General features: G+C 58.0%; 10 protein-coding genes. 2 read left to right on the plus strand and 8 right to left on the minus strand.

The genetic code is table 11. From position 1 onward, the window contains the following. Positions 1 to 2: 2 nt before the first annotated feature. From rffG to trxA, 7 genes are all read right to left on the minus strand, one after another. The gene (gene rffG, locus ABTW55_RS09730) at positions 3 to 1,070 is read right to left on the minus strand and encodes a dTDP-glucose 4,6-dehydratase (protein WP_060423432.1); all 1,068 of its coding nucleotides are present in this window, start codon (positions 1,068 to 1,070) and stop codon (positions 3 to 5) included. After that, a complete protein-coding gene (gene wecC, locus ABTW55_RS09735; protein WP_033654004.1) occupies positions 1,067 to 2,329 on the minus strand; it encodes a UDP-N-acetyl-D-mannosamine dehydrogenase in 1,263 nt (420 codons plus the stop codon). The genes rffG and wecC overlap by 4 nt, the downstream gene beginning before the upstream one ends. Then, positions 2,326 to 3,456 carry a non-hydrolyzing UDP-N-acetylglucosamine 2-epimerase gene (gene wecB / locus ABTW55_RS09740; protein WP_033654003.1) on the minus strand — a complete coding sequence of 377 codons (1,131 nt, stop codon included), beginning with the start codon at positions 3,454 to 3,456 and terminating at the stop codon, positions 2,326 to 2,328. Before wecB ends, wecC begins: the two co-directional genes overlap by 4 nt. A gap of 84 nt (positions 3,457 to 3,540) precedes the next feature. Beyond that, positions 3,541 to 4,593: an ECA polysaccharide chain length modulation protein gene (wzzE, locus tag ABTW55_RS09745; RefSeq protein WP_060423435.1), complete on the minus strand. Its 1,053-nt coding sequence runs from the start codon at positions 4,591 to 4,593 to the stop codon at positions 3,541 to 3,543. A 20-nt stretch (positions 4,594 to 4,613) separates the two neighbouring features. Next, positions 4,614 to 5,711: a UDP-N-acetylglucosamine--undecaprenyl-phosphate N-acetylglucosaminephosphotransferase gene (wecA, locus tag ABTW55_RS09750; RefSeq protein ID WP_049233749.1), complete on the minus strand. Its 1,098-nt coding sequence runs from the start codon at positions 5,709 to 5,711 to the stop codon at positions 4,614 to 4,616. Positions 5,712 to 6,007: 296 nt separating this feature from the next. Further along, positions 6,008 to 7,267, minus strand: coding sequence for a transcription termination factor Rho (gene rho, locus ABTW55_RS09755; RefSeq protein ID WP_004934188.1), 1,260 nt, complete (start codon positions 7,265 to 7,267; stop codon positions 6,008 to 6,010). A 400-nt stretch (positions 7,268 to 7,667) separates the two neighbouring features. After that, a complete protein-coding gene (gene trxA, locus ABTW55_RS09760) occupies positions 7,668 to 7,994 on the minus strand; it encodes a thioredoxin TrxA (protein ID WP_033636629.1) in 327 nt (108 codons plus the stop codon). 131 nt (positions 7,995 to 8,125) lie between these two features. Between trxA and rhlB the strand changes: the two genes are divergently transcribed. Beyond that, positions 8,126 to 9,412 carry an ATP-dependent RNA helicase RhlB gene (rhlB, locus tag ABTW55_RS09765; RefSeq protein WP_004934183.1) on the plus strand — a complete coding sequence of 429 codons (1,287 nt, stop codon included), beginning with the start codon at positions 8,126 to 8,128 and terminating at the stop codon, positions 9,410 to 9,412. Between the two features lie 5 nt (positions 9,413 to 9,417). Next, complete coding sequence (ppx, locus tag ABTW55_RS09770) at positions 9,418 to 10,914, plus strand: exopolyphosphatase (protein WP_033636627.1); 1,497 nt, start codon at positions 9,418 to 9,420, stop codon at positions 10,912 to 10,914. 177 nt (positions 10,915 to 11,091) lie between these two features. Here ppx and rep read toward each other — a convergent pair whose 3' ends face one another. After that, positions 11,092 to 13,116, minus strand: a complete 2,025-nt coding sequence (rep, locus tag ABTW55_RS09775; RefSeq protein WP_033654001.1) for a DNA helicase Rep — start codon at positions 13,114 to 13,116, stop codon at positions 11,092 to 11,094. Positions 13,117 to 13,208: the final 92 nt, after the last annotated feature.

Here is a 13,208-nt window from a genome sequence, read left to right on the forward strand (position 1 = left end):
ATTCACTCGGACAGCCCCAAACGCTCGCCGGCATAAGAGCCGTCTTGCACCCGGCGCCACCAGGTTTCGTTGTTCAGGTACCAAACCACGGTTTTGCGAAGGCCGCTTTCGAAGGTTTCCTGCGGCCGCCAGCCCAGCTCACGATCGATTTTGCCGGCGTCGATGGCGTAACGCATATCGTGACCCGGGCGATCCTTCACGTAAGTGATCAGATCGTGGTAGTTTGCCACGCCCTGTGGCTTGTTCGGCGCCAGTTCTTCCAGCAGATCGCAAATGGTCTGCACCACTTCGATATTCTTGCGCTCGTTATGGCCGCCGATATTGTAAGTTTCGCCTACCACACCTTCGGTCACGACCTCATAGAGCGCGCGCGCGTGATCTTCGACATACAGCCAGTCACGCACCTGCGCGCCGTTGCCGTATACCGGCAGCGGTTTGCCGGCTACCGCATTCAGGATCACCAGCGGAATCAGCTTCTCCGGGAAGTGATAAGGGCCGTAGTTGTTCGAGCAGTTGGTCACGAGGATCGGCAAACCGTAGGTGCGCAACCAGGCGCGCACCAGATGATCGCTCGACGCCTTGGAGGCGGAATACGGACTGCTCGGCGCATACGGCGTGGTTTCGGTGAATAGATCGTCGGTGCCGTGCAGGTCGCCGTACACTTCGTCGGTGGAGATATGATGGAAACGGAAAGCCTGCTTCTTCTCTGCAGCCAACGGCTGCCAGTAATGGCGCGCCGCTTCCAGCATAGTGTAAGTGCCCACCACGTTGGTCTCGATAAAGGCCGCCGGGCCGTCGATAGAGCGATCGACGTGGCTTTCCGCCGCCAGGTGCATCACCACGTCCGGCTGATACTGGGCAAATACCCGATCCAGCTCGGCACGATCGCAGATGTCAACCTGCTCGAAAGCATAGCGCTCGCTCTCGGCCACCACCGCCAGCGACTCGAGGTTACCGGCATAGGTCAGCTTATCCACCACCACCACGCTATCGCCGGTGGCCTCGATGATGTGCCGCACAACCGCGGAGCCAATGAAACCGGCACCACCGGTAACTAAAATACGTTTCAACGCCAGACTCCCTTAGTATCCACCACCCAGCTTTGCTTGATCTCTTCCGGCCGGATAGCCTTGAACTGCTGGTGATCGACCAACATCACGATCACATCGGCCTGCTGCAACGCCTCGGCAATCGTTTTCAACGCCACATGCCCCACCAGACATGCCGGCAGGTGTTCGACGTTAGGTTCCACGACCAGTGTTTCCCCCGAATGCCAATCCGCAATCAAATGGGCAACTTCCACCGCCGGGCTTTCACGCAAATCGTCGATATTCGGTTTAAAGGCCAGGCCGAAGCAGGCAATTCTCAACTCGGACGCGCGCTTGTTAGTCGCGGCCAGACAGTCAGCTACCGCCGTTTTCACGCGGTCGACCACCCACAGCGGTTTGCCGTCGTTCACCAGGCGTGCGGTGTGGATCAGACGCGCCTGCTGCGGATTCTGTGCCACGATAAACCACGGATCGACGGCAATGCAGTGACCGCCGACGCCCGGACCCGGCTGCAGAATATTCACCCGCGGATGACGGTTCGCCAGGCGGATCAGTTCCCAGACGTTGATTCCCTGCTCGGCGCAAATCAGCGACAGTTCATTGGCAAAGGCGATGTTCACGTCGCGGAAGCTGTTTTCCGTCAGCTTGCACATCTCGGCAGTACGCGCATTAGTCAGCACGCATTCGCCCTCGAGGAAAATCTTGTACAGCGCGCTGGCTCGTTCCGAGCACTTCGGCGTCATGCCGCCGATCACGCGGTCATTTTTAATCAGCTCCACCATCACCTGCCCCGGCAGCACGCGCTCCGGACAGTAGGCGATATTCACGTCCGCCGCTTCGCCCGCTTGCTGCGGGAAGCTGAGATCGCTGCGCGTTTCAGCCAACCATTCCGCCATCTGTTCGGTGGCGCCCACCGGCGAGGTGGACTCCAGGATCACCAGATCGCCTTTTTTCAGCACCGGCGCCAGCGATTTCGCCGCCGCTTCGACATAGGCCAGATCCGGCTCGTGATCGCCCTTGAACGGCGTAGGCACCGCGATCAGAAACGCATCGGCCGCCAGCGGTTTGGTCACCGCCCGCAGGAAACCGCCGTCGACGGCGCCCTTGACCACTTTATCCAGATCCGGCTCGACGATGTGGATCGCACCACGGTTAATGGTATCTACCGCATGTTGGTTAACATCAACACCTACAACTTTTTTCTTGCGGGAAGCGAACGCCGCCGCCGTCGGCAAGCCGATATACCCCAGACCAATGACAGAAATAGTGTCAAAGCTCATAGTGTCACCTGATGATTCTTTAAAGCTTCAAGGATACGCTGGCAGGCATGTCCGTCACCATATGGGTTATGCGCCCGACTCATGGTTTGATATTCGCTTTCGTCCATCAACAACTGAGTTACCGCATCAACAATTTTGGCCACATCGGTACCCACCAGGCGCACCGTGCCTGCATCCACCGCCTCCGGACGCTCGGTGGTGTCGCGCATCACCAGCACCGGTTTACCTAACGACGGCGCCTCTTCCTGAATGCCGCCGGAATCGGTCAGGATCAGATGCGCTTGAGTCATGAGATAAATAAACGGCAAATAATCCTGCGGTTCGATCAGCATGATGTTATCGATGCCTTTCAAAATGCGATTCACCGGCTCGCTGACGTTCGGATTGAGATGCACCGGATACACCACCTGTACTTCCGGGTGATTGCGGGCAATCTCCGCCAGCGCGCTGCAAATTCGCTCAAAGCCGCCGCCGAAGCTTTCCCGGCGGTGACCGGTGACCAGGATCAGCTTCTTGTTGGCATCGAGGAACGGATAACGCTGCGCCAGGCCAGCCCGCAGCGCGGCATCGCTCATTACCCGATCGCGCACCCAAAACAGCGCGTCGATTACCGTATTGCCGGTCACGAAAATCTGATTATCCGGCAGTGTTTCTCTCAGCAGGTTTTGACGTGAATTCTCGGTCGGCGCGAAGTGGAATTTCGCCAAATGCCCCGTCAGAGTTCGGTTGGCCTCTTCCGGCCAAGGGGAATACAAATCGCCAGTACGCAATCCGGCCTCAACATGCCCGACGGGGATGCGTTGATAGAATGCAGCCAGACTGGTCGCCAGCGTAGTGGTGGTATCGCCGTGCACCAGCACCACGTCCGGTTTGAAGTCTTCCAGCACTCCTTTCAGCCCTTCCAGGATACGACAGGTGATTTCCGTTAGCCCCTGGCCGGGTTTCATGATGTTCAGGTCGTAATCCGGCGTAATCTCAAACAACCGCAATACCTGATCCAACATCTCACGATGCTGCGCCGTTACACAGACCCTTGCGTCAAAGGCCTCATCCTGAGCCAAAGCATGTACCAGCGGCGCCATTTTAATGGCTTCAGGTCTGGTGCCGAAAACAGTCAACACTTTCACAGAGAATCTCTTTTTGGTCAGTTAAGCGCAGGCGGACCTGCGAACCGAGCGCACTAAGCGCCCATCGGTAAGTTAAATCTAAGGTTAATTCGATGGTCGACGCGCCAAGGCAACGCCCGCGCCAACCAAAGCGCCCATCGCGCCCCACAGAATCAGCCAGAATACCCGGCGCGGGCTGTCGCGTTTTACCGGCTCCTCCGGCGTGCGCAAATAACGATAGGTCTGGAACTTCTCATCCAACGTCGGGCCAACGTTCAGCGTCGCCAGCATCGCGCGGTTCTGATCGTAATCCAGGTCATAGGTCGGGCCGGAGGCCTGCAGACCTTCCAGACGCGCCTGCAGCATTGGCCGGCCCAGCAGGAACAGATCCGAATCCGGCAGTTGCTCGGCCGGGGTGTCGGTCTGCGCGCGGCTGATCCCTTGGCTTTCGGCGATTTTCAGCGCCTGCTGCGTGGTGTTCAGCTCGCGCTTGTAAACCGACTCCGCCACCGCTTCCTGCCGCTTGACCTGCGCCTTCATTGAGGTAGTGCGAGCGGCCCACGCCCCCTGGATCTCTTCGTTCAGGTGCAGGGCAGCGCGGTGGCTGGCGAAGGCCACGTATTGACGCAGCAGGCGGTTGGCGTCCGCGGCAGTTTCCGCCGTCAGCCTCACGCCGTCGTTCGGCACTTTCTTGTCGTCGCGCGGCGTGAACAGGATGTTGTTGATCAGCTCGTCGAGCAGCGCCGCATCCGCGCGGGCATCCCCTTCCTGACGTTGCTTGTAGTAATCGCTCTGCAGCCAGAAATCGCGACGCGTATCGTAAGCCGCCAGCTGCATGATGAACTCATTGTAGGCTTCGTCCGCGATGCTCGGCTGATCGCCGGCCGTCGCCGGCAGCGTGCGCACATCCAGATTGCGCAGGAATTGCTGCTGGGAGTAGTAACCGCCCAGCGCATTCACCGTGGGTTTGTCGGTGATTGCGGTCGCGCTCCATTCTTGCTTAACCAGATAAGAGACGATCAGCGCGACCGCCGCGAACAGCACCGCAATGCCGATAATCCACGGTTTGCCGCGCCACAGGGTGCAGCACAGGCCGCGGATATCGAGTTCGTTATCCACCGCCGGGGTATGCTTGTCAGACGTTGTTTCTGGATTCATCACAGCCAAAAAGCCTCTGGTTAAGATACTTGCTTGTTATCGCTCGAACGCCGCAGGCGACGCTTGATACGCTTAATGTACCGCGCAACCCGCCAGGCGCGCTTGATGCAGTAACCGTACAGGAAGAAAGCAAGCAAGAATAATGCCAACATAACCCACTCTGGGATAAAAGTCAGGCGTTCGCCGATCACGCCAACCGCCGCCAGCAATGCGGCCGCCAGGGTAATCAACACAAAAGCCTGCCGCGGCGTAAAGCCGGCGCGCATGATCAGGTGGTGAATATGTTGACGATCGGGAGAGAAGGGGCTCATCCCCTTGCGTAAACGACGATACATGATTGCTATCATGTCCATCAGCGGAATAGCGATGATCCACAGTGCGGTCACCGGATTAATCGAGTGTGCCTTGCCCTGCGAGCTTTGCAGCAGCAGCCAAATGGCGGTAAAGCCGATCAGGGTACTGCCGGCGTCCCCCATGAACACCTTATAACGGCGGCCGAGAATGCCGAGGTTGAGCAAAATATAGGGAACGATGGTGGCGATCATCGCAAAGCACCAGAACGCCATCTCATGGTGGCCGCTCAGGTACAGCAACAGACCCAGCGCGCCGAAGGAGACGCACGACAGCCCACCCAGCAGGCCATCAATGCCGTCGACCATGTTGAAGGCGTTGATCGCCGCCCATACCGCAAACAGCGTCACCAGATAGCCGAACGGCCCCAGCAACATCTCCCAGTCGCCCAGTACATGGCCGAAGCTGCGCAGATACAGACCGGCGAACACCATCATGGCGATGCCGACCAACGCCTGCACCAGGGCGCGGATTTTAACGCTGATGTCGAAACGATCGTCGAGCGCGCCCACAAACACCAGAATGCCGGCGCAGGTAAGATAAAGCTTGGCGTGCGCGATAGGTTGTTCGGAAATCCAAAACGCGAAGCACAATCCGGCATAAACGGAAATACCGCCGACCAGTGGAATCAGCCCCTGATGGCGTTTGCGATAATTGGGTTTATCTACCAGACCAATACGTTTTGCCGCCTTGCGGGCAACAAAGAGAAAAGCCAAAGAAAACAGGAAAACAAATAGAATTTCAGTACTCATAGTGAGTAAGTTCACAGTTAACAGATCTCTGTAGAAGATAAGGCAGCTTACCACGGGCAATAGCTTGTGCCATCGACCCCCGCCACCTTTCGGTCATTTCCTATGACAACGGTGATTCATGCCTATTTTCTTCGCATCGGCTGACAAAACGACAGCAGCAAAGCCGACCGGCGCAGAGCCGACCGACAAACAAGATGAATTCTCAATAAGTCGAGGAAACAACTTACTTTTCCATTACTGCTACTTATCGTATCCGCCAAAAGCGAAAAACGCCACGACTAGGCGTGGCGTTCAGCGAATTTTTTAACGAATTATGAGCGTTTCATCATATCGAAGAATTCATCGTTGGTTTTAGTCATCGCCAACTTATTAATGAGGAACTCCATCGCATCAATCTCACCCATCGGGTGAATGATTTTGCGCAGGATCCACATTTTTTGCAGCTCTTCGGAAGTGGTGAGCAGCTCTTCTTTACGGGTACCGGAGCGGTTGTAATCGATCGCAGGGAATACGCGCTTCTCGGCGATTTTACGCGCCAGGTGCAATTCCATGTTGCCGGTACCTTTGAATTCTTCGTAGATCACTTCGTCCATCTTCGAACCGGTATCGACCAGCGCGGTCGCGATGATGGTCAGGCTGCCGCCCTCTTCCACGTTACGCGCCGCACCGAAGAAACGCTTCGGACGATGCAGGGCGTTGGCGTCCACACCACCGGTCAGCACCTTGCCGGAAGCCGGTACCACGGTGTTGTAGGCACGCGCCAGACGGGTGATGGAGTCGAGCAGAATGATCACGTCTTTCTTGTGCTCAACCAGGCGCTTGGCCTTCTCGATCACCATTTCGGCCACTTGCACGTGGCGCGAAGCCGGCTCGTCGAAGGTCGATGCGATCACTTCGCCTTTCACCAGACGCTGCATCTCGGTCACTTCTTCCGGACGTTCGTCGATCAGCAGCACCATCAGCACGCAGTCTGGGTGGTTGTAGGCGATGCTCTGCGCAATGTTCTGCAGCAGCATGGTTTTACCGGCTTTCGGCGGCGCCACGATCAGGCCGCGCTGGCCACGGCCAATCGGTGCCGCCAGATCCAGTACGCGCGCCGTCAGGTCTTCGGTCGAGCCGTTGCCGCGCTCCATCCGCAGACGGGAATTGGCGTGCAGCGGCGTCAGGTTCTCGAACAGGATCTTGCTGCGGGCGTTTTCCGGCTTGTCGTAGTTGACTTCGTTGACTTTCAACAGGGCAAAATAGCGCTCGCCTTCTTTTGGCGGGCGAATCTTACCGGAAATGGTGTCACCTGTGCGGAGGTTGAAGCGGCGGATTTGGCTAGGGGATACGTAGATGTCGTCGGGACCGGCGAGGTAGGAACTGTCTCCAGAGCGGAGGAAACCGAATCCATCCTGCAATATCTCGAGCACGCCGTCGCCGAAGATATCTTCTCCGCTTTTCGCATGTTGCTTCAGAATGGAGAAGATAATGTCCTGCTTGCGCATGCGGGCAAGGTTTTCCAGCCCCATATTTTCGCCGAGAGTAATCAGCTCAGAAACCGGCGTATTCTTTAATTCGGTAAGATTCATAGTGGTGGGTTCTTAAACTCGGGGTATGTCTCGAACTTGTATCGTGAATGGTATGGCAGCGAGATGCGTGCCTGTTTACTGGACGTTCGATCACCGGGCGCAGAGCCGTCGCGGTAAGAAATGGCTTACATCGGGCGCACGCATTGACGGTTGAAGATCGAAGGTACCTTAAAAATGATTTTTGCAAAACCGTTTGATTGCCAAAACACGGGCTGAGTTCAGTTTACTTTCAACGCCAGTGATTCGACACAGAGTATAGCTTTAGATTCAAACTCTTTAGATTTAAAACTTCGGGCAAGTTCTATATGCAGTGTGGTTAAACTTAACACGCTTCTTGGCAGGCGTCTAGCGGTGAATTGAACATCACCGCCAGGCGCCTGATACTGGGCTTCCCGCCCGATTACAGATTCGCGTTCAGGAAATCTTTGAGCTGACCTTTGGACAACGCGCCAACCTTGGTCGCGGCCACTTCACCGTTCTTGAACAGCAACAGCGTAGGGATGCCACGGATACCGTACTTGGGCGCGGTAGCCGGGTTCTGATCGATATTCAGCTTGGTGATGGTCAGTTTGCCTTCGAACTCTTCGGCAATCTCATCCAGAATCGGAGCAATCATCTTGCACGGCCCACACCATTCAGCCCAGAAATCGACCAGGATCGGCCCTTCCGCTTTCAGCACGTCAGCGTCGAAGCTGCTGTCAGTCAGGTGAATAATTTTATCGCTCATGTTCTACTCCACAGGATTATGTCTACCTTGTTGGTGTAGCATTAACCAACTCAAGGTGATTTTATTGCACCGCGTTTATTTCAACGGATGTGCTTTCGTAAAGCAATAGTTAGCTGATATTCTACCACACTATGAGCAAAACACACTTGACTGAACAGAAGTTTTCCGACTTCGCCCTGCACCCGTTAGTCCTTGAAGCCCTTGAGAAAAAAGGGTTTCACAATTGCACGCCCATCCAGGCGTTAGCATTGCCGCTCACGCTCTCCGGGCGTGACGTTGCAGGTCAGGCGCAAACCGGTACCGGAAAGACGCTGGCGTTTTTGGCGTCTACTTTTCACTATTTGCTGACTCACCCGGCGAAACAGGATCGCCAGACCAATCAGCCGCGCGCCTTGATCATGGCGCCTACGCGTGAACTGGCGGTGCAAATCCACTCCGACGCAGAAGCGCTCTCCCAGAGCACCGGCCTGAAACTGGGCCTGGCCTACGGCGGCGACGGCTACGACAAACAGCTGAAAGTGCTGGAAAGCGGCGTGGACATTCTGATTGGCACCACCGGCCGTTTAATCGATTACACCAAGCAGAACTATGTCGATCTCGGCGCGATGCAGGTTGTCGTGCTGGATGAAGCCGATCGCATGTACGATCTCGGCTTTATCAAAGACATCCGTTGGCTGTTCCGCCGCATGCCTGCGGCCGATCAACGCCTGAACATGCTGTTCTCCGCCACCCTGTCCTATCGCGTACGCGAGCTGGCCTTCGAGCAGATGAACAACGCCGAATATGTTGAAGTGGAACCGGAACAGAAAACCGGCCACCGCATTAAAGAAGAGCTGTTCTACCCGTCCAACGAAGAAAAAATGCGTCTGCTGCAGACGCTGATCGAAGAAGAGTGGCCGGATCGCGCCATCATCTTCGCCAACACCAAGCACCGCTGCGAAGACATCTGGGGCCATCTGGCCGCCGACGGTCACCGCGTGGGCCTGCTGACCGGTGACGTGGCGCAGAAAAAACGCCTGCGCATTCTTGACGACTTCACTAAAGGCAACCTCGACATCCTGGTCGCCACCGACGTCGCCGCGCGCGGTCTGCACATTCCTGCCGTCACCCACGTCTTCAACTACGATCTGCCTGACGATTGCGAAGACTACGTGCACCGCATCGGCCGTACCGGCCGCGCAGGCGCCAGCGGCCACTCCATCAGCCTGGCGTGTGAAGAGTACGCGCTCAACCTGCCGGCGATCGAGACCTATATCGACCACAGCATTCCGGTAAGTAAGTACAACAGCGATGCGCTGCTGACCGATCTGCCGGCGCCGAAACGCCTGTCGCGCCCGCGCGGCGGCAACGGCCCACGTCGCAACTCCGCGCCACGTCGCGGCGGCGCGCCGCGCAACAACCGTAAACGCTCGAGCTGATCGCCATGCTCAGTTCCAGCACGCTTTATGCTGCCATCGATCTCGGCTCCAACAGCTTCCACATGTTGGTGGTGCGCGAGGTGGCCGGCAGCATTCAGACCCTGGCGCGGATCAAGCGCAAGGTGCGCCTGGCGGCCGGGCTGGATCAGAACAATCACCTGTCGCATGAGGCCATGCAACGCGGCTGGCAGTGCCTGCGGCTGTTCTCCGAACGCCTGCAGGACATTCCGCGCGAGCAGATCCGCGTCGTCGCCACCGCCACGCTGCGCCTGGCGTCCAACGCCGATGAGTTCCTGCAGGCAGCCGAGCAAATCCTCGGCTGCCCGGTACAGGTGATCAGCGGCGAAGAAGAAGCACGGCTGATTTATCATGGCGTCGCGCACACCACCGGCGGGCCGGATCGGCGGCTGGTCGTCGACATCGGCGGCGGCAGCACCGAACTGGTCACCGGCACCGGCGCACAGGCATCGCAGCTGTATAGCCTGTCGATGGGCTGCGTCACCTGGCTGGAGCGCTACTTCAGCGATCGCAACCTCGGGCAAGAAAACTTCGAGCGCGCCGAACAGGCCGCGCGCGAAATGGTGCGGCCGATCGCACCGCAGCTGCGCCAGCAAGGTTGGCAGATCTGCGTCGGCGCTTCCGGCACCGTACAGGCGCTGCAGGAGATCATGGTGGCGCAAGGCATGGATGAGCGCATCACCCTGCCCAAGCTGCGCCAGCTGAAACAGCGCGCCATTCAGTGCGGCAAGCTGGAAGAGCTGGAGATCGAAGGGTTGACGCTGGAGCGCGCGCTGGTGTTCCCGAGCGGCCTGTCCATTCTGTTGGCCATCTTCCAGGAACTGGGCATCGAGAGCATGATGCTTGCCGGCGGGGCGCTGCGTGAAGGCCTGGTTTACGGCATGCTGCATCTGCCGGTGGAGCAGGATATTCGCATCCGCACCATCCGCAACCTGCAGCGCCGCTACCTGATCGACACCGAGCAGGCCGAACGCGTCAGCCAACTCGCCGCCAACTTCTCGCAGCAGGTCGCCAACGAGTGGCAGTTGGATGCGCGATGTCGCGAGCTGTTGCACAGCGCCAGTCTGATCCACGAACTCGGCCTCAGCGTCGATTTCAAGCAGGCGCCGCAACACGCCGCCTACCTGATCCGCCACCTGGACTTACCCGGCTTTACCCCGGCGCAGAAAAAACTGCTGGCCACCCTGCTGCAAAACCAGAGCAACCCCCTCGACCTGTCGCTGTTGAACCAGCAAAACGCCCTGCCGCCGCGCACTGCGCAGCGTCTGTGCCGCATTTTGCGCCTGGCGATCATCTTCGCCAGCCGCCGCCGCGATGACACGCTGCCGGCGGTGCGGTTGCGCGCCAATCAGGACGATGAACTGACGGTGATCTTGCCGCCGGGTTGGCTGGAACAGCATCCGCTGCGCGCCGAGGCGCTGGAGCAGGAAAGCCACTGGCAGAGCTACGTCCACTGGACGCTGCGATTGGAAGAACAGCGTTGAAATGACCAGGGCGCGATTCACGCCTGAGGTTAATGGCAAACCTGATGACATTGCCAGGTTTACAGAAGACAGCATATAAAAAATAAGGAAAATCAATTCATTGATTTTCGGCTGATAATCACAAAGGAGGAAAAACCACGCTTTTTCCTCCTTTGTCAGTCATCTAGCCCTGTCTTTTTAATTCCCGCCTTTGGCCTTGGCCAGCTGGGCGCGGATATTGGCCAGATGGCTCTGCCCTTTCTGCATCCGCTCCTGCGGGCTCACCACTTTGCGCTCGGTTTCCCATGCCAAATCGTCCTGCGGCAGCTCCAGCAGGAAGCGGCTCGGCTCCGGCCGCACCAGCTCGCCGTACTGACGGCGCTCGCGGCACAGGGTGAAAATCAGCTCTTTTTGCGCGCGGGTGATCCCCACATAGGCCAGACGCCGCTCTTCATCGACATTGTCTTCATCGATGCTGCTCTGGTGCGGCAGCAGGCCCTCTTCCATGCCCACCAGGAACACATAAGGGAACTCCAGCCCCTTGGAGGCGTGCAGCGTCATCAGCTGTACCTGATCCAGCTCTTCTTCACTTTCACCGCGTTCCATCATGTCGCGCAGGGTGAAGCGCGTCACCACCTGGGTCAGCGTCATCGGCTCGTCCAGATCGCTGCCTTCCAGCATCTCCGTCATCCAGCCGAACAGCGTATTGACGTTCTTCATTCGCATTTCGGCGGCCTTCGGGCTGGTCGAGGTTTCAAACAGCCAGCTCTCATAATCCACGCCGCGGATCAGATCGCGCACCGCCGCCACCGGCTCACGCTCCGCCTGCTGGGCGATGCCGCCCAGCCAGTGGGTGAAACGCTGCAACGATTCCAGCCCGCGTCCGGTCAAGTGCTGGCTCAGCCCCAGATCGAAACTGGCGTGGAATAAACTCTTGTTGCGCTGGTTGGCCCACTCGCCGAGCTTCTGCAGCGTCGCCGGGCCGATCTCGCGCTTGGGGGTATTGACGATGCGCAGGAAGGCGCTGTCGTCCTCCGGGTTGGTCAGCACGCGCAGGTAGGCCAGCAGATCCTTGATCTCTGGGCGCGAGAAGAATGAGGTGCCGCCGGAAATCTTGTACGGGATGCGGTTCTGCATCAGCATCTTTTCAAACACCCGCGACTGGTGGTTGCCGCGGTACAGGATCGCATAGTCGCCGTAGTTGGTCTTTTTCACGAAGTGGTGGGCGATCAACTCCCCCACCACCCGCTCGGCTTCGTGATCCTCGTTGTTGGCGGTCACCACCTTCAGCTCTTCGCCATACCCCAGCTCGGAAAACAGCCGCTTTTCAAACACGTGCGGGTTATTGGCGATCAGAATGTTAGCCGCCTTCAGAATGCGCTCGCTGGAACGGTAGTTTTGCTCCAGCTTGATCACCTGCAGCGCCGGGAAATCTTCCTTCAGCAGCACCAGGTTCTGCGGCCGCGCGCCGCGCCAGGAGTAGATCGACTGGTCGTCGTCACCCACCACGGTAAAGCGCGCGCGGTTGCCCACCAGCAGCTTAACCAGCTCGTACTGGCTGGTGTTGGTATCCTGATACTCATCCACCAGCAGGTAGCGGATGCGCTGCTGCCAGCGTTCGCGCACCTCTTCGTTGCGTTGCAGCAACAGCGTCGGCAACAGGATCAGGTCGTCGAAGTCCAGCACGTTGCACGCCCGCATATGGGCGTGGTACAGGCCGTAGCAGTGGGCAAACAGCTTGTCGCGCTCCGAGCGCGCCAGCGCCGCCGCCCGCTGGGGATCGATCAGGTCGTTTTTCCAGTTGGAAATGGTCGAAATCAGCTGCGCCACCAGCGTTTTGTCACTTTCCAGCCACTTTTCGGTCAGCTCTTTCAACAGCGCCAGCTGATCCTGATCGTCGAACAGCGAGAAGTTGGACTTCATCCCCAACGCCACGTATTCCCGCTTGATGATCTCCAGCCCCAGGGTATGGAAAGTGGAAATCATCAGCCCGCGCGCTTCTTTGCGCCCCAGGGTTTGCGATACGCGCTCTTTCATCTCGCGCGCGGCCTTGTTGGTAAAGGTCACGGCGGCGATGTGCCGCGCCTGGTAGCCGCAATGGTGGATCAGGTGGGCTATCTTGTTGGTGATAACGCGCGTCTTGCCGGAACCGGCACCGGCCAACACCAGGCAGGGCCCGGTAACGAATTCGACGGCTTGTTGTTGGCTGGGGTTTAATCGCATGGTGCTGGCTTGCTCGGCTGTAAAACGTGGAAGGGAATTGTAGCAGAAAGCGCCGATGAGATTTAGCGGGTATAATCAGCGCAATTTTCGCA

Origin of the sequence: Serratia sp. SM04 (assembly GCF_040280225.1) — a bacterium.
GTDB lineage: Bacteria > Pseudomonadota > Gammaproteobacteria > Enterobacterales > Enterobacteriaceae > Serratia > Serratia sarumanii.